The 22,560-nt window shown below is 36.6% G+C and carries 24 protein-coding genes; 22 read left to right on the top strand and 2 right to left on the bottom strand.

Translation table 11 applies throughout. From position 1 onward, the window contains the following. Positions 1–340 precede the first annotated feature (340 nt). The 8 genes from I5435_RS15210 to I5435_RS15175 all read left to right on the top strand — a co-directional run bounded on the left by I5435_RS15210 (position 341) and on the right by I5435_RS15175 (position 5,210). Complete coding sequence (locus I5435_RS15210; protein ID WP_337982539.1) at positions 341–1,033, top strand: hypothetical protein; 693 nt, start codon at positions 341–343, stop codon at positions 1,031–1,033. 45 nt (positions 1,034–1,078) lie between these two features. Beyond that, positions 1,079–1,972 (top strand): S8 family peptidase, encoded by an 894-nt coding sequence (locus I5435_RS15205; protein WP_337982538.1) that lies wholly within the window; start codon positions 1,079–1,081, stop codon positions 1,970–1,972. A gap of 218 nt (positions 1,973–2,190) precedes the next feature. Further along, a complete protein-coding gene (locus I5435_RS15200; RefSeq protein ID WP_108029813.1) occupies positions 2,191–2,400 on the top strand; it encodes a hypothetical protein in 210 nt (69 codons plus the stop codon). Between the two features lie 157 nt (positions 2,401–2,557). Further along, entirely contained in the window at positions 2,558–3,211 is a 654-nt protein-coding gene (locus I5435_RS15195; RefSeq protein ID WP_108029812.1) for an SMI1/KNR4 family protein, read from the top strand. Positions 3,212–3,271: 60 nt separating this feature from the next. Then, positions 3,272–3,760 carry a tetratricopeptide repeat protein gene (locus tag I5435_RS15190; RefSeq protein ID WP_025220045.1) on the top strand — a complete coding sequence of 163 codons (489 nt, stop codon included), beginning with the start codon at positions 3,272–3,274 and terminating at the stop codon, positions 3,758–3,760. Positions 3,761–3,772: 12 nt separating this feature from the next. After that, complete coding sequence (locus I5435_RS15185) at positions 3,773–3,976, top strand: hypothetical protein (RefSeq protein ID WP_025220044.1); 204 nt, start codon at positions 3,773–3,775, stop codon at positions 3,974–3,976. An 85-nt stretch (positions 3,977–4,061) separates the two neighbouring features. After that, complete coding sequence (locus tag I5435_RS15180; protein WP_337982537.1) at positions 4,062–4,400, top strand: cupin domain-containing protein; 339 nt, start codon at positions 4,062–4,064, stop codon at positions 4,398–4,400. A 114-nt stretch (positions 4,401–4,514) separates the two neighbouring features. Continuing rightward, on the top strand, positions 4,515–5,210 hold the full coding sequence (locus tag I5435_RS15175; RefSeq protein WP_108029810.1) for a VOC family protein: 696 nt from the start codon (positions 4,515–4,517) through the stop codon (positions 5,208–5,210). 23 nt (positions 5,211–5,233) lie between these two features. On the opposite strand, the gene I5435_RS15170 is transcribed toward I5435_RS15175, so the two are convergent. Continuing rightward, on the bottom strand, positions 5,234–6,229 hold the full coding sequence (locus tag I5435_RS15170; RefSeq protein WP_108029809.1) for a PLP-dependent cysteine synthase family protein: 996 nt from the start codon (positions 6,227–6,229) through the stop codon (positions 5,234–5,236). Positions 6,230–6,490: 261 nt separating this feature from the next. Here I5435_RS15170 and I5435_RS15165 point away from each other — a divergent pair, with 261 nt between their 5' ends. From I5435_RS15165 to I5435_RS15100, 14 genes are all read left to right on the top strand, one after another. Beyond that, the gene (locus I5435_RS15165) at positions 6,491–7,552 is read left to right on the top strand and encodes a DUF1835 domain-containing protein (RefSeq protein WP_337982536.1); all 1,062 of its coding nucleotides are present in this window, start codon (positions 6,491–6,493) and stop codon (positions 7,550–7,552) included. A gap of 147 nt (positions 7,553–7,699) precedes the next feature. Next, positions 7,700–8,104 carry a hypothetical protein gene (locus I5435_RS15160; protein ID WP_052599507.1) on the top strand — a complete coding sequence of 135 codons (405 nt, stop codon included), beginning with the start codon at positions 7,700–7,702 and terminating at the stop codon, positions 8,102–8,104. 66 nt (positions 8,105–8,170) lie between these two features. Beyond that, entirely contained in the window at positions 8,171–8,596 is a 426-nt protein-coding gene (locus I5435_RS15155) for a GatB/YqeY domain-containing protein (RefSeq protein ID WP_337982535.1), read from the top strand. Positions 8,597–8,814: 218 nt separating this feature from the next. Next, the gene (locus I5435_RS15150) at positions 8,815–9,384 is read left to right on the top strand and encodes a TetR/AcrR family transcriptional regulator (RefSeq protein ID WP_337982534.1); all 570 of its coding nucleotides are present in this window, start codon (positions 8,815–8,817) and stop codon (positions 9,382–9,384) included. A gap of 85 nt (positions 9,385–9,469) precedes the next feature. Next, entirely contained in the window at positions 9,470–10,402 is a 933-nt protein-coding gene (locus I5435_RS15145) for an SDR family NAD(P)-dependent oxidoreductase (RefSeq protein ID WP_337982533.1), read from the top strand. Between the two features lie 252 nt (positions 10,403–10,654). Further along, positions 10,655–11,452 carry a DUF5643 domain-containing protein gene (locus I5435_RS15140; protein ID WP_337982532.1) on the top strand — a complete coding sequence of 266 codons (798 nt, stop codon included), beginning with the start codon at positions 10,655–10,657 and terminating at the stop codon, positions 11,450–11,452. Between the two features lie 89 nt (positions 11,453–11,541). After that, complete coding sequence (gene chrA, locus I5435_RS15135; RefSeq protein ID WP_337982531.1) at positions 11,542–12,711, top strand: chromate efflux transporter; 1,170 nt, start codon at positions 11,542–11,544, stop codon at positions 12,709–12,711. A gap of 368 nt (positions 12,712–13,079) precedes the next feature. Then, positions 13,080–14,225, top strand: coding sequence for a radical SAM family heme chaperone HemW (gene hemW, locus I5435_RS15130; RefSeq protein WP_337982530.1), 1,146 nt, complete (start codon positions 13,080–13,082; stop codon positions 14,223–14,225). An 89-nt stretch (positions 14,226–14,314) separates the two neighbouring features. Then, a complete protein-coding gene (gene hrcA, locus I5435_RS15125) occupies positions 14,315–15,343 on the top strand; it encodes a heat-inducible transcriptional repressor HrcA (protein ID WP_024363052.1) in 1,029 nt (342 codons plus the stop codon). Positions 15,344–15,360: 17 nt separating this feature from the next. Next, a complete protein-coding gene (gene grpE / locus I5435_RS15120; protein ID WP_024363051.1) occupies positions 15,361–15,933 on the top strand; it encodes a nucleotide exchange factor GrpE in 573 nt (190 codons plus the stop codon). A gap of 72 nt (positions 15,934–16,005) precedes the next feature. Then, positions 16,006–17,847 (top strand): molecular chaperone DnaK, encoded by a 1,842-nt coding sequence (gene dnaK / locus I5435_RS15115; protein ID WP_025220034.1) that lies wholly within the window; start codon positions 16,006–16,008, stop codon positions 17,845–17,847. A gap of 227 nt (positions 17,848–18,074) precedes the next feature. Next, positions 18,075–19,196 carry a molecular chaperone DnaJ gene (gene dnaJ, locus I5435_RS15110; protein WP_024363049.1) on the top strand — a complete coding sequence of 374 codons (1,122 nt, stop codon included), beginning with the start codon at positions 18,075–18,077 and terminating at the stop codon, positions 19,194–19,196. A gap of 21 nt (positions 19,197–19,217) precedes the next feature. Further along, complete coding sequence (gene prmA / locus I5435_RS15105) at positions 19,218–20,159, top strand: 50S ribosomal protein L11 methyltransferase (protein WP_024363048.1); 942 nt, start codon at positions 19,218–19,220, stop codon at positions 20,157–20,159. A gap of 75 nt (positions 20,160–20,234) precedes the next feature. Then, the gene (locus I5435_RS15100) at positions 20,235–20,972 is read left to right on the top strand and encodes a 16S rRNA (uracil(1498)-N(3))-methyltransferase (RefSeq protein WP_337982529.1); all 738 of its coding nucleotides are present in this window, start codon (positions 20,235–20,237) and stop codon (positions 20,970–20,972) included. A 379-nt stretch (positions 20,973–21,351) separates the two neighbouring features. On the opposite strand, the gene I5435_RS15095 is transcribed toward I5435_RS15100, so the two are convergent. Then, positions 21,352–22,173, bottom strand: a complete 822-nt coding sequence (locus I5435_RS15095; protein WP_337982528.1) for a methyl-accepting chemotaxis protein — start codon at positions 22,171–22,173, stop codon at positions 21,352–21,354. Positions 22,174–22,560 lie beyond the last annotated feature (387 nt).

Here is a 22,560-nt window from a genome sequence, read left to right as displayed (position 1 = left end):
AAAAATGTCTAAATTTTCTTAAAAAATAAAGTAATTTGACTATTGTGTGAGAATCATTATCAATGATAAATTATTGTTAACTCGGGGATAGTTTAGCTATAGTTATACGCTGTTGATATTATATAATATTACTTTTCAAATTGACATCATTTATTTAATAGGGTGAGGTATCGTAGTGTTTTGGATAAACAAAGAATACTTCAAATAAAAGTTAAGTCTGATGTTACAAAAGTTCTATAACATATAAATATTCTATGTGTTTTTTTCGCACTTTTGGATAATAAATAAATTTCATATCAATCAGGTAACTCTTTTAAAATAAAATTTTAGGAGAGAGAAAATGAAAAAAATAATTATATTTTTTACAGTTTTAACATTATTTTTTGGACTAGTACCTTTTAATGCAAAGGCATATGTAAATGGGGTAGATGAAAAAGAATATAAAGAGAGTTTAGAAAATATCATAACTGTTATAGAAGCAAATCTAGAAATTTCACCTCATGGCATAACTATTTTAGACGAAGATAAAATAGTTCATAATTTAAATAACCAAGATATTAATCTATTAAATGAATTAGCCAGACAACAAGGTAGCAATAAAATCATTACTAAAGCTTCATTAATGGAAGATTTAGAAGCACATTTCAATAACTTAAATTCACAGATTGAAAAAGGTGAACTAAAAGTTTTAGACAATGGTGCGATGATTGATTCTACTGATCACAATTTTTATATTCAGGGCGGATCTACTTACGATGAAACTTTTTGGTGGGGCAAACGACGTTATATGAGTACTTCAGCAGCTAGGCAATGGGTTTATGATTTAAGAGATGCTGCATCTGTATCTATGGGTCTGGCACTTGCTAGTGTCGTTTTTGGCAAACTTGGTGTAATACCTGCCACTATTAATGGTATTACTGCTTTATGGACTAACCAATTAGCTAATCGAGTAGAATATCACAATGGAAATACAAATAGAGGAATTAGAGCAGATTTATACTGGGTTTTAGTTTTTAATATCGAGCCTCAATAATAGTATTTATTAAATTAATAAACAGCTATAAAGTAGGTGCTTTTATTGAAAAGTTTTTTAACTAAATTTATTTGGATGATTTTTATATTTGCTGGATTATCCTTGACAATCTATACCGTATTTTCGTCTGATTATGAAAATAATAGTGCAGATGCTACAACTTGGGAATTTGATTGGCTAGATTATAAAGAGCTTCATAAACTTTCTACAGGTGGGTCCCAAATAATTGCTATCATTGATAGTGGTATAAATCCTCTATACAGTGAAAATCTAAAATTTGAAAAATCTTTAGTTGATCAATCTATCGAAGATACAAATGGTCATGGTACTATGATGTACTCCATAATTAAAGGGATTGATGGCATTTTAGAAGGTATAAGTCCAGATGCACAAATAATCGTCATTAAAGTAATGAATGGGGATGATTCAGTTGCACCAACAATTATCAAGAATGCAATTGAATTGGCTATCCAAAAAGATGCTTCTATTATTAATTTAAGTATGGCTAGCCATTTTGAAGATAAAGATATTACGGAAACGATAAAATTAGCAGTAAATAAAGGTGTTACAGTAGTAGCTTCCTCAGGAGATTATGGAAATACTGAATTGATGTATCCTGCAATTTTAGATGAAGTTATTTCAGTTGGGGCGATAGATACTTCAGGAAATGTACTTGATTTAACAAGCGGTTCGCAAAAAACAACGATTAACGCACCTGGTCACGAGATATCAACAATCCATTCCGATGGGACTATAATTAAAACTACTGGTACATCGCAGGCAACAGCCTTAATATCAGGCTATATTGCACTATTAAAAGATTATGCCTTTTCGAAAAATGTAGCGTTAACTGATGATACGATTATATCGTTATTAAAGTCTATTAATAATGAAGAATTAACGTATTTACAAGCATTGATGAAAATCAGTACTTGGTAAGGGGGCTAGTTATATGGAAATAAGACCATATTATTTAGCAATAATAGCAGCCGTGATAAGTTGTAGTGCATCATATTTATCAATATCTTCAGATGCCAAATCTACCATTAACTTTTTTATGGCTATTTTAATAATTATTTCCATTTATTTGAGTTATAAAGAATACAAAAAGTCGAAAAGAGAGTCGTGATCTTAATAGATTAATAGGATGTTGATATATGGAAATAAGAGATTGGTTTAGTATACCAATGATATTAAGTCAAATTGTTATTTGGATTTTATGGATTCTATTACAACTTGCTTTAGAAGCCAATGTAATGTGGATAGTTTTTTATCCATTTAATTTTCTTTTTGTTACAAATGTAATTATTGGCGTCGTCTTCAAATTAAAAAGTGTAAAAAGACAACGTGTTAATATACGGGTATAAGATGACCAAGTAAGCAAACGATGTGACCTTGGTCATTTTTTATTGTGCAACGAATCCTGAAATAATGGAAAAATATAACTGACGAAATACCGTATGTGTATTATGATAAAAGAATAAGAAAGTAACACATTTTGGTTGTAGGAGAGAGGGGATTGCCATGGATTATCGTATATTTGAGCAGAGAGTTCAGAATATAGTGGAGCGAATAGTTGCGATTGGTGGAGAAGTATCAACAGTAGATATTGGTGCCCCTGCGACGCTACAACAAATTGCGCACTGTGAGAACCAATTAGGTTTCCAAATTCCTGAAAGTTTTAAAAAAGTGCTTGTGGAGTTTTCATCAGCATTTTACTTCCGTTGGGGTTTTCTAGATGATTACCAATTGGAGGGTGAACTGGACGGAATCTTTAGCGGAATGCTTCACTGGGATTTAGAATTATTGAACGAGATAAATAATTCTAAAAATGCGTGGATTAAGGAAGTTTTTTCAAATCCACAACATGACTACGATAAAGTATGGCATCAAACATTTGCTTTTTACGAGGTCGGCAATGGAGACTACATTGCATTTGATGTCGTTGATAACAATGCTGATGCTTCTATTGTTTATTTAAGTCATGATGATGGGGAAGGACATGGCTATAAATTAGCGGACAACTTTATTGATTTTCTGGAAAAATGGTCTAGGTTAGCATTTGTTGGTGGTGAAGATTGGCAGTGGCTAGCATTTACATCGAATGCTAGAAGTGGTCTTTTACCAGACAGTCAAAATGCAAAACGATTTAGAAGTTTAATGAAATTAACAATTTAATTTGGGATGCATGACGGGGCTTAAGAAAAGTGTCATATTGTTTAAAAGGAGCTAATAACATTGTACGAACAACAACTTGCAAGGGCAATCCAATTACGTAATGAGGAAAAGAAGAAAGAATCAAATCACTTGTTGTTAAAAATGGTAGAACAATACCCGAATGATGCGTTTGTGAACTATCAATGTGCTTGGAGCTTTGATGTTTTAGGAGAAGAGTCTCAAGCGGTACCATACTATGAAAAAGCAATTCAGCAAGGGCTATCAGGCAAAGAGTTAGAGGGTGCGTTTATAGGGCTTGGTAGTACATATAGAACGTTAGGACAGTATAAAAAAGCACAATCGACGTTTTTAAAAGGAATTGACTTATTTCCGACTAATAAAGCATTACAAGTCTTTTATGCCATGACTTTATATAATCTAGACGAGCATAGTAAGGCGATGGAGCTTTTACTAGAATGCTTGCTACATACGACAAGAGATGCGGAAATACTTAGTTATAAAAATGCGATTCATTTTTATGCACATCAATTAGATAAAGTATGGCAATAAAGGGGGAATAATGTGACGAAGTTTTATATGATGGCTATTACCAAAAAAACAGATGACCAAGAATATGAAGAAGCAGAAAAAGTTTTTGTTAAAAAATCGCAATTAAAAAAGTATTTGAAGAGTGAAGGATACTGCAAGGAAACCAAGTATCAGTACATTAAAATACAAAAAGAATCGATGTATGTTGCCACTGTTGAAAAAATAAAAGTACAATAGCAGTCCAAATTCACGCAAACGAGAATGGCTGATTCTAAAAGGGAAATTAGAATAGATGGCCTATTTGAACAGGGAGTTGTTTTAGTTGAAAATTAGTAAAGAACATGCGGAGCATTACATTTGGGGTAAACAATGTGATGGCTGGCATTTAGTTAAAAATAATGAATTAAGTATTATTCATGAACGGATGCCTGCCAATACAACGGAAGTTTGTCATTACCACCATCAAGCACAACAATACTTTTTCGTGCTATCAGGTATAGCAACAATGGAAATAGGCGAAGATCGGATTATATTATTGCCTCATGAAGGGGTTGAAGTACCACCATTTCAACCACACCAAATGCGCAATGATTCACAGGAGGATGTGGAATTTTTAGTTGTTTCACAGCCAAATAGTAGCGGAGATCGTACGCCGATATAAGGTTATATAGGAACCTAAAGTATATTTTCTAAATTTTCATTCTTTTGCATGAGGAACATTCATCTGTTATTTAGTACAGTAAATGGTATCAGAAGCTAAGGGGATGAGTGATTTATGAAAATTTCTAAAATAAAACTTTATGCGTATGATTTACATAAAATGAGGGAATTTTACTGTACCTTATTAGGATTTGAATTATTAGATGAGGGGACCCATTTTTTTGACATAGCTGCTGGGGAGAGCAAAGTTCGATTCGAAAAAATAGAGGCTTCTGTTGCAAAGCAATATCATTTCGCCTTCAATATCCCTAGTAATTTATTTCAGTTAGCGAAAAAATGGGCAAAAGAGCGTGTAGACGTATTAAGTTTGGACGGAGTCGATGAAGTGTATTTTAAAACAATCGATGCCTATTCATGCTATTTTTATGATGCTGAGAACAATGTAGTAGAGTTGATAGCACGGCAGCAAATCAATCCGAGCGTTAATGCCGATACATTTTCTATTCAACATATACTGAATATAGCAGAAATAAATTTAACCACAGATGCGATTGCAGACCTCGTAGACCGTTTAAAGGAATATGATATAACACCATTAAAGGGAGAAGATATTCGCCCAGATGCGCTAACCTTTATGGGAAATTACGAAGAGAGTGCCCATCTATTAATTGGTCCAAGTGAACGTCTTTGGTATTTCTCTACGCGTAAAGCGATTATCAGCCCTATTCAAATAGAGGTAAATAAAGAGATTGTGATATCTATGACAGCTAAGGGCAATTTTGCTATTTCAGAACAAACGAAGGATAGATAACAAGGCTATCCTTCGTTTTATCGTTAAAATAAATCGGTAGATAAATAGCGCAATCCTGTATCTGGAAAGAGTACGACTATACGTTTTCCTTTGTTTTCGGGACGTTTAGCAAGCGTTGTTGCAACAAACAATGCCGCACCAGAGGATGTACCTACTAAAACACCATCTGTTTGCGCTACAGTGCGAGCAGCTTTATAGGCCTCATCTGTTTCTACTTCTAACACTTCATCAATCCGATCAAGATGAACATTAGACGGAACGCGCGCTTCATGTGCATCTGAAAAGCGATGCACACCTGTAATTTCAATAATATCAGGCTGTTCAACTGTAGCGATAGAATTAATAGCGGGTTCTACGCCTATAATTTGTATGGCTGGATTTTTGGATTTTAAATAAGCACCTACACCACTAATGGTGCCTCCTGTACCTATTGCAGCAACAAAAATATCAATTTGTCCTGCTGTGTCCTCCCAAATTTCTGGCCCAGTAGTGCGTTCGTGAATGTTAGGATTGGCTTCATTATCCAGTTGATTTAGAAAGACGACATTTTCATCCTTATCAACGACAGTTTCTCTAAATACTTTAATGGTTTCAACAAAATCGCCATCAGTTTCTTCAAATGCCGCTACCATCTCTGGTACATCGGAAAATGGCACAACCTCGGTTCCATATGCTTTCACAACCTTTGTTCGTTCTTCGCTTACACCATCTTGCATATAGATACGTAACTTATAGCCCTTTGCTGCTGCGATAGCTGCAAGCCCAATACCAGTATTCCCACTTGTTGTTTCAATAATCGTTTTGTCCTTTGTTAAAACTCCACGTGCTTCAGCATCCTCAATCATCGCTTTAGCAATACGATCTTTTACACTATTCGCAGGATTAAAATATTCTAGCTTCGCAATAATTTCCGCTTCAAGTTGTAGTTCTTTCGTATACTGATTTAACGCTAATAGTGGTGTATGCCCTATTAAATCGATTATCGACTGCTTTATGGTATTGGCAATAATTTGACCCATATCATCATCCCCTTTGTTTTACCTACTTAACAAATTAGTTTTGTAGGAATTATTGGCATCTTAGCATGATAAATCCTTATGAGCAATACATTTTCTGATAGAAAGAATGGTTCGATTAATAGAAAAAAGTAATCAGTTTAGTTAAATTTAAAGTTTTAGTTGTTTTAAAGAGAAGTGGAGGGTAAGGTCAATTATTTGCGTTGTTGAACATTTTAGAAAAAACATGAATTGCGCTATGATAAGAGAAATGGGAATGCTGTTATGATAGTAACTAGAAAAATGAATGGTGGAGAGGATTTGAATGGAATGTTGGAAGATGTTAATCGATTAAAAGAAAGAATCAATCAACTAAGTGAAGCGGAAGCAAAGTCAATGCTTTTCATATCTCTATTAAATGGAAAGTCGAGAGAGGACATGCAGCAAATACTCCTACATATGACAGAAGATAAGGAACAAATGGATAAAGCGCAGACAATACATATTGTTTTTGGTGATTCGCCAGCAGGAAGTCTAAAAGCAGCATTTAGAACGTTAGAATATCAAAAGACAGAGGATATTATTGTTTGGCCAGATAATTTATCGATTGGGCCAGTAAAAGATATACATCAAGCTTCGGGAATAGAAGCGAGACTTGAATGGTTCAACAAGCGGTACAATATGGACGAGGATGAACGTAATCATTATCGACAATGTATGCAAACTGCAATAGAGAAAATAAACAATATTTTACCACATCAAAAAATCGTTATTTGGACATGCCAAAATGCACATGAACAAACAGGATTACGACTTGTACTAGCCATGCTAGAAGGCAAAGTGAATGCAGTGCGAGTCATTGATACGTACAAGGCTTTTCATGAAAAGGAGATGCATCCACAAATAGCGGATTATCCACGAACTTCAGGAGAATTGAATGAAGAAAACCTCCTGTATTTTTATGAACAGTTTGCTATGGATGAACTAAAAAATGAAGCAAGGGAAGCCTTAATGAAGGAAGGTAAAAGCTTATTAGCAGATAAAGTCCATCTGTTACGAACATGGACATGTGATGGGCTATTACATAGCCTACATGAAAATCGAGATGATGATTTTATTATTGAATGTGCCAAGCGGATGTATCAAGAAGAGGGTACCGTAACGTTTAAGAAAGCGGCACGTTTAATAGGTGAAGTATACGGACATATGCAACAATTTACAGGAGACGAGTGGATTGAGTATCGTTTACGAACGTTAATCAAGCAGGGGGTTTTTTCATATCAAGGAGATTTGAAGGCAATGCGATTTTATGAAGTGAAATTGCAAGACGAATTCTTGACAAATTGAAATTTTTGATGTTTTGACTTCATTAAAAAGCATAGATAGAATAGTATAGTAGAGTTTGAATAACTCTAGTCGATTAGCAATATTTATCAGTGAACATAACGAGTGAATAAATAACGAATAGATAAATTTGAAGAAAGGAAGTCGATTATGAATCCTGAAATCAATCAAAATGCAATTCTTCAAGCTATTTTGGAGCTCTCTACACAAGTGCAGGGCGTGAAAACAGAGATTCAACAACAAATCAAAGCGCTAGACAAAAGACTACATTCAGTTGAAACGAGACTAGACTCATTAGAAACAAGACTAGGGTCGGTTGAAACGAGACTAGATTCACTAGAAATAAGATTAGGGTCGGTTGAAACGAGACTAGATTCACTAGAAATAAGATTAGGATCGGTTGAAACAAGACTAAATTCGCTAGAAACGAAACTAGATTCAGTAGAACAAAATCTTAGTGCAAAAATAGATAAAGTAGATGCAAAGATGAACGTGTTAACACTTGACATATTAGAAACAAAGGCCGATGTGGAAATGTTGAAGAAAGCAAAATAATTTGTTTTGGTCGTCACAATGTGCAATAATCATTGACAATTAGCAATGATAGAGGAGTGAGTTTGGATGTTAAAAACAGCAGTATTTGAACAACTAAAAACAGCAATGAAGGAAAAAGATGTCTTAGCAAAAGGTGTGCTAACACTAGTTAAATCAGCATTAGATTTAGCAGAGAAAGAAAAAGGTGAACCTCTAACTCAACCAGAGGAGATTGCCATTATTAATCGTGAAGTAAAACAAACGAATCAGGCATTAGAAGGCGCGCAAAATGCTGGCCGTGCAGATTTAATCGAAAGAGAAGAAGCAAAATTAGTGTTATTAAAATCCTTCCTTCCTAAGCAATTAAGCGAAGCGGAAATTGCTGAAAAATTACTAGCAGCAGGCGTTAGTAAAGGTATGAATATGGGTGAAGCGATGAAGATTGCAAAACCATTATTATCTGGTCAAGCAGAAGGTGCCGTTATATCTAAAGTAGTAAAAAGTTTAATTTAATAATAAATTGAAGGATCGCTGACGAAGTAGTGTTGGCATCCTTTATTTATTTTCTGTGCAAGTTTTCACCATCTAATCACTGTCAGAAAATAGAGGTTTTGCTTAATACAATGTTTAGAAGAGGAACCGTAAAGATTTCTATTAAAATTAAGGTTTGCCAAATAAATGAAAACATTTTATACTATTAATTAACCACTGGTCAGTTGAAGGAGGATTCCATGTCGCCACGTAAACCATCAGCACAAGAATTGACACTCAAGATGATTGTTGACGAAGCTCATAAACAGTTTATTGAAAAGGGTTTTCACCAAGTTTCCATGCGTAGTATCGCGAAAGAACTTGGATGTAGTCATGGAGCAATTTACTATCATTTTAAAAATAAAGCGGAATTATTTTATTGCATTATAGGTGAGTATTTTACTGAATTAAATCAAATGTTAGATGACATTGTAAATGGAACTGGAGACTATCAAAACAAACTTTACGATGTCTTTGTTGGCTTTATGAAATTTGGATTAAACTATCAAAGCCAATATGAATTGATGTTTATGACGAAAGATCTTCATATCGATGGATTATCGCAAGAGGCTGCTAATCTTAGCTATGAAAAATTTGCGCAATCGGTTCAAGCTTTATCAGCAAAAACATTGTTCATTTCGGATATTCATTCAACATTTCTTGCATTACACGGTTTTGTTTCACATTATCACCATTATGTGATGAACTATGATGAAGCGCAAGAGGCGGTAGATGTCCATGCTAAATTTCTCGTTAAAGCATTGACTTAAATAATGTTGCTCTAGATGTGAAAGTGAATCTAGAGTTTTCTTTTAACATCTATTGACCAGTGGTTAATTAAAGGAGGAATAGATGATGAAAAAAGCATTAGTCATGGGTGCTTCAGGTGGAATAGGTTTTGCGATAGTGAGTGAATTAGCAGCTAGAGGTATACAAGTTGTGGCTTTCGCTAGGGGGAAAGAGAAGTTGCAAGCGCTTTTTGAAAGTTACTCGAATGTGTCGATTTTTCCAGGGGATGTCTTTAATGAAGAGCATGTAAGGAAGGCATCTGTTGGGATTGATGTTATGTTTCATGCAATAAGTTTTCCCTATCAAGAATGGGAAGAAACACATATTCAGTGTATCCATTCAATTATCAATGTCGCACAAACGCAACAAGCAAAGATTGCACTAGTGGACAATATCTACGCATATGGTAGGCAATCTTCTATTGTAACAGAGGAGGCAATTAAAGAACCTCATACGAAAAAGGGGAAGATTCGATTAGCAATGGAAAATAAATTGAAGGCTAGTAGTGTGCCTTCATTAATCGTCCATATGCCTGATTTATATGGCCCCAATGCAGAAAATACAATTCTAAATGAAACATTAAAAAGTGTTATGAGTAATAAAAAGGCAAACTTCGTTGGGCATATGCAAGTGGCAAGAGAATTCCTCTATACAGTCGATGGAGCTAAAGCAATCGTTGAATTGGCATTGCGCTCAGACACATATAATCAGAATTGGAATGTGCCCGCTGTGCATCCTATTACAGGAGAACAATTAATGGGGATAATTCGGGATATTACAGGCTATAAAAAGAAAGTACGAACGGTTTCCAACACAATGATTGGTATTTTAGCACTCTTTTCTCCGTTTATGAAGGAAATGAAGGAGATGATGTATTTAACAGAGGAGCCTGTTATTTTGAGCGGGGCAAAGTATGAAAGCGCAATTGGCACGTTGCCACAGACTAGTTATCAGGAAGGTTTACAACAAACGTTGCTATGGTTGAAGAAGAGGGGATAAAATCAGTTTTCCTAAAGTATAAAAATCCACTTCGGTTTCTGCGAGTACAAAGTAGTTCGCAGAAATCTACGTGGATTTTTATTAAATTGTGTGAGTGACTGGCACTTATTTAGTTATATAATGCCTAGCTCGTTATTACAATGAATCATAGGGAAGTACTCGTTGATAGATTAAAGGGATTGGGGGTGTTTGTTTGTCAGTTGAATCGCATGTGCATGAAGTGTATCCCGAAAAAAAGGAAAACGTAAATGGGTGATCGTTGTAGTAAGTATTTTATTTGTTGTCGGTTTATTAATGGTAGGTAGCCGCGTTGTCTCTTCTATTTTTAATGATAATCAGTCGGATTTTGCAGCTTATAAAACACTTGTCGGTCAATCAACAGAAAATGATTTTGGGAGATTGACTTTAAACGAGGTGATGGTTGATGATAATCAACTATTGTTAAATGCAACTTTTGAACCGGCGAAAGATGTAAATTTCGACTATCAAATTTTTTTCTTTCCACAAGTACTCGTGAACGGTCAAAATTATACCGTTCGAAATGGTGGTCAGACCATTGCCCAATCAGAAAATACTTATACAATATATAGCAGTGTTAAAATGCGTGATTTACCTCAAGATGAAGTGTTGCAGCTGAATATCCTCTATAACGATTGGAATTGGGAAAAGCCTATTCCAGAGCCTTGGGCATTTAAGGTAGAAGCATCTCAAAAGAAACTACAAGCGGATCGAAAAGTAATTGCGGTTAATAAAACCATTAAGCTTAGTGATGGTCAGAAAATTAAGGTAGAAAAAGTTGTATCTACACCGATTTCAACTACAGTATACGTTGAGACACAAGAAACTACAAATGAATCGTTAAATTTTAATATTGTATCGCAATCAGGCAAAACATGGCGTCAAGATTCTTCTTATACATTAAATGAAGAACATACAAAGTGGGGGATTCGCTTCGATGCACGCTATCTAACAGATAAGACATATAAACTGATTCCTGTTACTGCAAGTGATGTTAAAAGTGGCCCAGCTATCAAAATACGCGAGAAATGAATATGCGATGCTTTAAGTAAATTTTACAATATCTTAATCTATTATAAGACATTCTCCGTGTAATATGATTGTATATCACATGGAAAGTAGTGAACAGTTTGCCAAAGTTGTTAGAGATTTTTCTTATTTCCTTTAAATTAGGCTGTACATCTTTTGGGGGTCCAACAGCGCATTTAGGTTTTTTTCAAATTGAATACGTGCAAAAAAGAAAATGGTTATCAGATAAAGAGTACAGTAACTTAGTGGCACTTAGTCAATTTCTCCCTGGGCCTGCATCCAGTCAGGTAGGAATGGGCATTGGTTTACTACGTGGCGGACTGTTGGGAAGCTTAGCCTCCTTTCTTGGCTTTACGTTACCATCTGTATTACTATTAACTCTATTTGCCTATTTTTACTCGCATCTAGAGATAGATATGGGATGGATTCAAGGCTTGAAATTGGTTGCTGTTGCCATCGTGGCACAAGCCATTTGGGATATGTCCAAAAAGTTAATTCCTAGCGTAGTGCACTTGATAATAGCAATTTTGGCGCTTTTAACGCTCCAATTTTGGGGAAATCCATTTGCACAAGTTACTGTCATCGCATTGGCAGCTTTAATAGGTGCACGGCTGTTTAAGCAAACGAACGGTGTAGATGATACCGCGCAAAAAAACTTACCTATATCTAAAACAACAGGTGGTTTACTATTAGCATTATTTGCTATGTTAATGATTGCATTACCAATAGCTAATTCATTTGTAAAAGATGACTTATTAACAATTATAGAAAAATGTTATCTAGCAGGTGCCCTCGTATTTGGTGGCGGCCATGTAGTATTACCGTTACTCGAAACGCAGTTTGTGCAAAGTGGGTTAATGAGCGCATCTGACTTTATAGCAGGCTATGGTCTTACACAGGCAGTTCCAGGTCCATTGTTCACATTTGCTTCTTATATTGGGATGGTCATTGCTGGCGTGCCAGGAGCAGTGGTTGCAACGATTGCAATTTTCCTACCTGCATTTCTTTTAATTGTTGGGGCAATGCCTTTTTGGCTGTCTATGAGCAGGCATGTAGCTTTAAAAGGTGCAATGGCTGGTGCTAATGCTGCGGTTGTTGGGATTTTAGCTAGTGCTTTTATCCATCCAATTGTGACGCAAACAATTCTAAGTGGATTAGATATTCTTTTAGCGGCTATATTTTTGTTGCTATCCTTGCGCTGGGCAGTCCCGCCTTATATACTGGTCGTGCTTGGCATAATAGTAGGATTGCTATGTTATTAAGAGTAAACATAAAAAAATCAAAACTACACATGATGATGGTAGTTTTGATTTTTTTTTGGATAAATTGTTCCTCTATTGTAGAAGCAAATGAAACTTTTCCATTTCAAAGGTAGGTTCCGCGAGCGGTGTGTCATCATGTTAGCTGAATTGTCATGTTCTATCTTCTATCTTCTATATAAAATATATTGCGTACGTATTTTGATACAGTTTTTGCTTTTTTGATTTTTGCAAAGACGTTATGAGAGTTCACTTTTATAAAACAATGTTTTTACAGTTCTTTTAAATATCTGGATGGATTCATAGCGTTCTTTATTTCGTTTGTTTATAATGAAGAAATGGAAAAACTCAACAAGAAAGAAGGGATAGCTATGGCACGAGGTGTTTACATTCATATTCCTTTTTGTCATCAAATTTGCAATTATTGCGATTTCAACAAATTTTATTTTAAAAATCAACCTGTGGATGATTATATAGAATCACTTGGCAAGGAGATGGCGCTTGCTACGGAAAAATATCCGCAACATTTTCAACAAATTGAAACGATATTTCTTGGCGGTGGAACACCGACTGCTTTATCTCCAGAACAATTGACGAGATTGCTCAACATGATTCGCACGTATATTCCAATGGATCGTGTGACAGAATTTACATCAGAGGCGAATCCAGATGAATTATCAGAGGCGAAAATGCATGTCTTGTTTGATGGAGGCGTCAATCGTTTAAGTATGGGCGTTCAATCATTTAACCAAGAATTATTGAAAAAAATTGGTCGCACACATAGCAATACGCACGTCTACGATACAATTGCACTCGCTAAAAAGGTCGGTTTCCAAAATATAAGCATCGATTTAATGTATGGTTTGCCTGGTCAAACGATGGCGCAATGGAAAGATTCACTAGATAAAGCGTTTGCGCTTGAGCTACCACATTTCTCAGCTTACTCTCTTATCGTAGAACCAAAAACAATTTTTTATAATCAATATGCGAAAGGGAAACTGAGCTTACCAACGGAAGATTTAGAAGCGGATATGTATGAAGTGCTAATGCAAGAAATGAAATTGCATGGTTATATGCAATATGAAATCAGCAATTTTGCGAAAGCAGGCTTTACTTCAACGCACAATAAAATTTATTGGGAAAATGATGAATATGCTGGTTTTGGCGCAGGTGCACATGGCTATATGAATGGCACACGTTATTCAAATTATGGTCCTTTAAAAAAATATATGGATGCTGTAAATGCAGGGTACTTACCTATCATGCAGGAGCATGTTGTAACAGCAACAGAACAACGCGAAGAACAAATGTTTTTAGGGCTGCGTAAAACGGATGGAATTACACACAATATATATGAAGAAAGATTTAATGAGTCAATGATGGACCGTTATGGACATGTCATTGATAAGCTAGTATCAGAAGGGTTTTTGGCACATGATGCTGTAGGCATTCGGCTTACACGCAAGGGACGATTTGTCGGGAATGAAGTTTTTCAACAATTTTTGCTAGAAGATTGAGCGATATCGTTGACATAAAATGTGGGATTTGATAACTTAATAATAGTATTAGCACTCCTCTTAGTTGAGTGCTAACAGAGGTGATGATCATGCTAACAAATCGGCAATTACAGATATTGCAAGTAATCGTAGACGATTTCATTATGTCTGCACAGCCGGTAGGTTCTCGCCAAATCTCAAAAAAACAAGAGATTACATTTAGTCCAGCCACTATTAGAAACGAAATGGCGGATTTAGAGGAATTAGGGTTTTTAGAAAAAACCCATACGTCCTCTGGTCGAGTGCCTTCGGAAAAGGGGTATAGATTTTATGTAGATCATTTGTTGAATCCACAGGGCATTAATTCACGGGATATTCAGCAAATTCAATCGATTTTCAACGAACGTCTAGTAGAAGTAGAGCACATTATCCGAAAATCAGCGAATATTTTATCTGAGCTGACATCGTATACATCGATTCTTTTAGGACCAGATGTCCAAAGACATCGAGTAAAGCGTTTTTCTATCGTGCCACTCTCAAGCGACGCGGCAGTAGCGATTATCGTAACGAATAACGGACATGTTGAGAACCGCATGTTTAGTTTACCACCTAATTTTACCGCTGCTGAACTAGAAAAAATGGTGAACATTTTAAATGAGCGCTTAGTCGGTGTTTCGTTAGATGAAATCCATAAAAAGCTGGAAATTGAAATTCTGGCTATCTTGCAGCAACATGTTCGATCGGCGGATGATTTTATCCATTCGCTCGTTTCAGCTACGATGCAAAATTCGGAAAGTAAAATTTTCTATGGTGGTAAAACAAATATGTTCAACCAACCGGAATTCCACGATTTAAATAAAGTCCGAATGATTTTGGACTTAATGGAAACGACTAGCCAAGTGCAATCGCTTTTCCATCCGAACGAATCGGGTATTCATATTCGTATAGGCTCGGAAAATCAGCAGTTAGAAATGGAAAACTGTAGTGTCATCACGACGACTTATTCAATAGGTGAGGATCAACAGGGGGCCATTGCAATTATTGGTCCAACGCGCATGGATTACAAGCGTGTTGTTGCATTGCTTGAAGTAATGCGCATGGACTTATCTCAAGCCTTTACGAAGAATCGTAGTGAATGATAATGAGGAGGATTTAAGTGACTGAAACAACAGAAAACAAAGACCTTGTACAAGAAAATGTACAAGCTGAAAATGAGGCAACTGTAGAACAAACAGAAACGCCAGAAGAAGTGAAAGAACTAACGATTGAAGAGCAGTATGAAGCGAAACTAGCAGAATTACAAGCAAAGCTAGATGATGAGGAAAATCGCCATCTACGCCTGCGTGCTGACTTTGACAATTTACGTCGACGTACACAACTTGATCGTGAGGCGGCTGAAAAATATCGTGCACAAAGTCTGTTATCGGATTTATTGCCGGTATTAGATAATTTCGAACGTGCTTTACAAATAGAGCCAACTTCTGAAGAAGCAGTCTCAATTGTAAAAGGTATTGAAATGGTCTACCGTTCACTAGTAGAAGCAACTGAAAAAGAAGGCTTACAAGTGATAAAAGCTGAAGGAGAGCAATTTGATCCAAATGTTCACCAAGCTGTTATGCAAGAACAAGATAGTGAAAAAGAACAAGGTGTTGTATTACGTGAGCTTCAAAAAGGGTATATTTTAAAAGATCGCGTATTACGCCCAACTATGGTATCTGTAAACGAATAGTCATCGTACTATTTGAAAAAATAATTAGTTAATTAACGCATTTGCGTTTTAATAATAGGAGGAAATTTTACTATGAGCAAAATTATCGGTATTGACTTAGGAACAACAAACTCTTGTGTATCTGTACTTGAAGGCGGAGAGCCAAAAGTTATTCCAAACCCAGAAGGAAACCGTACGACTCCATCTGTAGTAGCATTCAAAAATGGTGAAAAACAAGTTGGGGAAGTAGCAAAACGCCAATCAGTAACAAATCCAAATACGATTATTTCAATTAAATCTAAAATGGGTACAGCTGAAAAAGTAAAAGTGGAAGATAAAGAATATACACCACAAGAAGTTTCAGCAATGATTCTTCAATACTTAAAAGGCTATGCAGAAGATTACTTAGGTGAAAAAGTAACGAAAGCAGTTATTACTGTACCTGCTTACTTTAACGATGCACAACGTCAAGCTACAAAAGACGCTGGTAAAATCGCTGGTCTTGAAGTAGAACGTATCATTAATGAGCCAACAGCTGCTGCACTTGCTTACGGTTTAGATAAACAAGATGTAGACCAAAAAGTATTAGTTTTTGACCTTGGTGGTGGTACATTCGACGTATCAATCCTTGAATTAGGTGACGGTGTATTCGAAGTATTAGCTACAGCTGGTGATAACAAACTTGGTGGGGACGATTTCGATGACGCAGTAATCGAATATCTAGTTGCTGAATTTAAAAAAGAAAATGGCATTGACCTTTCTAAAGACAAAATGGCTATGCAACGTCTAAAAGACGCTGCTGAAAAAGCGAAAAAAGATTTATCAGGTGTTACGTCTACACAAATTTCATTACCATTCATTACGGCTGGTGAAGCAGGTCCATTACACTTAGAAATCTCTTTAACTCGTGCGAAATTCGATGAGATTACATTACCATTAGTAAACCGTACAGTAGGTCCAGTACGTCAAGCATTATCTGATGCAGGTCTATCTACTTCAGAAATTGACCAAGTAATTTTAGTTGGTGGTTCTACTCGTATTCCTGCCGTACAAGAAGCTGTACGTAAAGAAACTGGTAAAGAGCCTCACCGTGGTGTAAACCCTGATGAAGTAGTAGCAATGGGTGCTGCAGTTCAAGGTGGCGTATTAACAGGTGATGTGAAAGACGTAGTACTTCTTGATGTAACACCACTTTCTTTAGGTATTGAAACAATGGGTGGCGTGTTCACAAAATTAATTGATCGTAACACAACAATTCCAACATCTAAATCACAAGTATTCTCAACTGCAGCAGATAACCAACCAGCAGTAGATATTCACGTATTGCAAGGTGAGCGTTCAATGGCAGCGGATAACAAAACATTAGGTCGCTTCCAATTAGCGGATATCCCACCAGCTCCACGTGGTATTCCACAAATCGAAGTAACATTTGATATTGACAAAAATGGTATCGTGTCTGTTAAAGCGAAAGATTTAGGTACAAATAAAGAACAAACAATCGTTATCCAATCTGATTCTGGTTTATCAGATGAAGAAATCGAACGCATGGTAAAAGATGCTGAAGCAAATGCAGAAGCGGATGCAAAACGTAAAGAAGAAGCTGATCTTCGCAACGAAGCAGACCAATTAGTGTTCCAAGTTGACAAAACAATTGCTGATTTAGGTGAGCAAATTACAGAAGATGAGAAAAAATCTGTAGAAGATGCTCGTGATGAGCTTAAAAAAGCGCTTGAAGCTGGTGAATTAGAAGGTATTAAATCAGCGAAAGAAAAATTAGAAGGCGTATTACAGCCTCTAGTAATGAAAGTTTACGAACAAGCTGCAGCAGCGGCTCAAGCGGCTCAAGGTGGCGAAGCAGGTCCAGAGGCTGGAACTGACAAAAAAGACGATGGTATCGTTGATGCTGACTTTGAAGAAGTAAAAGACGATAAATAAGATATCAACAGCACAGTAAAGTGAAGAAGCCAAAGACCGCTTGCGGCTTTGGCTTTTCTCTTTCTATTCTTTATAGAAAAAAGAATGGGCATGTCAGTGACATTTCTATAATGCTAGAGATATCATAGATACAATGATAGTAATGAGAAAATTATGGCGAAAATTAAAGCAGTTTTTTAAACTGCATGTTACAATAGATTTTATGCAAAAAGAGCGGAGTGTGAATCATGGAGAAACGCGATTACTACGAGGTGCTTGGTTTAACGAAATCGGCTTCTAAAGATGATATTAAAAAAGCATATCGTAAATTATCAAAGCAATACCATCCTGACTTAAATAAAGAGCCAGGTGCAGATGAAAAATTCAAAGAAATTGCTGAGGCTTACGAAGTTCTAAGTGACGATCAGAAAAAAGCGCGCTATGACCAATTTGGCCACGAAGATCCTAACGCAGGCTTTGGCGGCGGTGGCTTCGGAGGCGGCGGCTTTGGCGGCTTCGAGGATATTTTCAGTTCATTCTTTGGTGGCGGTGGACGACGTCAAGATCCGAATGCACCACGCAAAGGTGATGATTTGCAATATCGCATGAATATTAAATTTGAGGAAGCGATTTTCGGGAAAGAAACAGAAATCGAGATTCCAAAAGATGAAACATGTGATACTTGTCATGGCTCTGGAGCAAAACCAGGGACATCACCAGAAACATGTTCGACATGTAAAGGTGCAGGGCAAATTAACCAAGCAGTCGATACACCTTTTGGTCGCATGATGAATCGTCGTACTTGTTCAACATGTCAAGGAACAGGTAAAATCATTAAAGAAAAATGTTCAACTTGTCGTGGAGAAGGGAAAATTCAAAAACGTAAAACAATCAAAGTGTCTATTCCAGCAGGTGTAGATGACGGTCAACAAATTCGTGTGTCGGGTCAGGGTGAACCAGGTATTAATGGCGGTCCAGCTGGTGACCTATACATTATGTTCCGTGTTCAAGGGCACAATGAATTTGAACGTGATGGAGATGATATCTACTACGAATTAAAATTAACATTCCCTCAAGCAGCACTAGGTGATGAAATTGAGGTACCAACTGTGCATGGAAAAGTAAAATTACGTATTCCTGCAGGCACACAATCAGGTGCTCAATTCCGCTTGAAAGATAAAGGCGTTAAAAATGTGCATGGGTATGGAACAGGTAACCAATATGTCACAGTTAAAGTTGTCACACCAGAAAAACTAACAGAGAAACAAAAACAATTACTACGTGAATTTGCAGAAATCAGTGGTGATATTCCAGAAGAACAAGGAAGCTCACTATTTGATAAAATCAAGAAAAAATTCCAAGGTGAATAATTAGAGGAGCTGAAGAGCTACGTGAAGTGGTCAGAATTATCCATTCATACAAAAAATGAAGCGGTGGAAGCAATTTCAAACATTTTGCATGAAGCAGGGGCTAGCGGTGTTGTTATTGAAGATTCAGCTGAATATGCGAAGCCACGTGAAGATCAGTATGGAGAAATTTATGCGCTAAATGAAGATGATTTTCCAAAAGAGGGAGTCATCGTTAAAGCTTACTTATCAGAGTCTAGCTTTTTAAATGAAACAGTCGAAGAGATTAAGGCGGCCATTACAAATTTAACGAAATTTAACATTGATATTGGCGAAAATGTTGTTTCGATTGTAGAAGTGAACGAGGAAGATTGGGCAACAGCGTGGAAGCAATATTATCACCCTGTTAAAATTTCGGAACGCTTTACAATTGTACCGACATGGGAAGACTATTCACCCGTTTCAACGGATGAGTTAATCATTGAGTTAGATCCTGGCATGGCATTTGGAACAGGAACACATCCAACGACAGTAATGTGCTTACAAGGGCTGGAAAAGGTCGTGAAAGAAGGCGACACGGTTGTTGACATTGGCACAGGTTCAGGGGTTCTGTCCATTGGTGCTGCAATGCTAGGTGCAAAAAGTGTGCATGCCCTTGATTTAGACGAAGTTGCTGTACGTTCTGCTAAAGAAAATGTTGCGTTGAACAAAGTAAGCGATACAGTGCAAGTTTTCCATGGTAACCTATTGGATACTGTCAAGGAGCCAGCAGATGTTGTTGTTGCCAATATTTTAGCGGAAATAATAATGTCCTTTACTGACGATGCATTTACGATTGTCAAACCGGGTGGATTATACGTCACTTCAGGCATCATCGGAGCGAAACGAGATGATGTAAAAGCAGCACTAGAAGCTTCTGGCTTTGTTATTGAAGAAGTATTATTAATGGAAGATTGGGTAGCAATTATCGCCCGTCGTCCACTATAAATGAACCGAGGAAGCGCAAATTGTGAGCCGAGTGCTGACGATTTGGCGCTTCTTCTATTGAGAGGAGTGAGCAGTATGCAACGCTATTTTATTGAGACGGCCATTCATGAAGCTCGCATTACAGGTGAAGATGCCCGTCATATTATGCGTGTTATGCGGATGAAAGAAGGTGCTGAAATCATCGTTGTGGCACAAGACACAGCTTATATTTGTACGATTACGGCCTTTGAAGATGAGGATGTCTTAGTGCAAGCGACGGGACAAACCATTCCATCCCCTGAACTACCAGTGCGTGTAACAGTGGCGTGTGGGTTGCCTAAAGGCGATAAACTAGAGCTTATCACGCAAAAGGCAACGGAGCTAGGCATGTATGCTTTATTACCATTTGAAGCGGAACGTTCCATTGTGAAATGGGATGTGAAAAAGGGTGCGAAAAAACAAGAGCGCTTGCAAAAAATTGCAAAAGAGGCAGCGGAACAATCACATCGCACACATATTCCTCAAATCTATGAACCGATTCACTTTAAGCAGCTTGTGTCACAAATTGGAGATTTCGATGCGGTTTTTATTGCAGATGAAGAGGATGCCAAAGCCGAAAAACGAACAAGGTTTGCGGATAAGCTAAAAACCATGGTTGACAAGCCAGCAAAATCCATCCTTATCGTCTTTGGACCAGAAGGTGGGATTGCGCGTAAGGAAGCTGAAATGTTAATGCAAACAGGTGCCCAAACAATGTCTCTAGGACCAAGAATTTTACGAGCAGAAACGGCGCCTCTTTATGCATTATCTGCAATATCGTATGAATTTGAATAAAACTGCGGTTTAGCCTTGTGGTATTGCTATTTTTTGCAAGTGGAACTGTCACGGAGTAAAGCATTTTACCAGTGTGTAAATCCCTTTGTAAAGCGCGTTTTAAGAAAGCTGCTGTCTGCACATGCAGGTGGCAGTTTTTTAGTGCGATTGCCGTCCAATGGTTGTAGGGAATTACTGCTAGATAAGAAAAGCATGATGCAATCGAGCGAATTTACCGTAGAAGCAAATTTTAAAGTAGTGCTGAGAAGGGGAGAAAATTTTTGGAAAAATAGATTGGTTAATGTCAAAGGATTACAGGAATAAAAAAGCCCAATTGTTAGCTTTATCTAACAATTGGAGCGATTACAGTGCTTGAAAGTTGCCTGTTAGAGCAGTTTATTTATTTTAAGGCTTCTTGCATAAAAACTTTCATCTTGCTACTTAATACTGTTAATTCACCAATAATTTCGCTGAAATCTTGAACTAGTTGAGCCTGTTCATTTGTTGCACCATTAATTTGCCCCATGTTTTGTTTCAGATTTTCAAGGCTACTATTAATATTTCGTAATGACGTTTCAATACTTGTCGCGTTCGATGTTTCAGAAGAAAGTTTTCTTACTTCTTGTGCCACAATATTAAAACCAGCGCCATGTTGACCAGCACGAGCTGCTTCAATCGATGCATTTAAGCCAAGTAAATTTGTTTGACGCGAGATGCTTTTTATTAAATTTGTTACTTCGTGTGTTTTTTTAGCATCATCTAGTGCGTGCTGTGCTTGCGTGTTAATTTCGTCACTAGTGGCTGCTAGCTCCTCAGAATGAGAAGCTACGTTATGTACTTTATCTTGTAAACTGTTAATAATAGCTTCCATTTTATTCATATATTCTTCAAGTTTAAGTTTGTTGTCGATTGGTAAACCAAAAGCAAGTGCTCCCACAACTTTACCATGTTCACGAATTGGAAAAGCAAATGCATAAATGAAAATTCCGTAAACATCTTCTGGGATAATGATATCTGAATTTTGCCCTTTTAAAGCAGTGTAAATATTCTCATCGTTTGCGTTTACTTTGTGCCCGTCTTGATAACCTACATCGATGCGTTTACCAGCTAAACATTTTACAACAGTTTCAGTTTCTTTATCAATAACCGCTACTATTGCTTCTTCTTTTAATGCTAAGTGAATATAGGGTACTGAAAGAGATAATGCTTCAAGAATGTTCATACTAATTCCTCCGTTTTTTGTAAACCGTTTAAGGGCACTATTAGTTATGTAATCATACAATTACATTGAAAGTATATCATTTCACCAGCTTTGTTGCTATATTGGAAAAAAGAAATGTATTTTATAATATGACAATAAAAAACAATTAAATGATAAAAGAGGATGACAATTACTGATAGAAGGTTTCGTTTTCAAAGGTGATATTATATTGAGATAATTGATAGCAGAGCGTGTTAAAGTTCGGCAGTAGCTACTTGTTATGCTTAGTTATTTTATAAAAAAATCTAATAAGTACTGATTTTAAAAGGTTTGTGTTATTATAGTTCTCGTATCTAAAATAAGAACACAAAAAAATACTTATAAATACGAAACACAATGTTATGTGAT

The sequence above is a fragment of the Lysinibacillus sp. C5.1 genome, from assembly GCF_016350185.1.
GTDB lineage: Bacteria > Bacillota > Bacilli > Bacillales_A > Planococcaceae > Lysinibacillus > Lysinibacillus sphaericus.
This window is presented reverse-complemented; position numbering and strand designations above follow the sequence as displayed.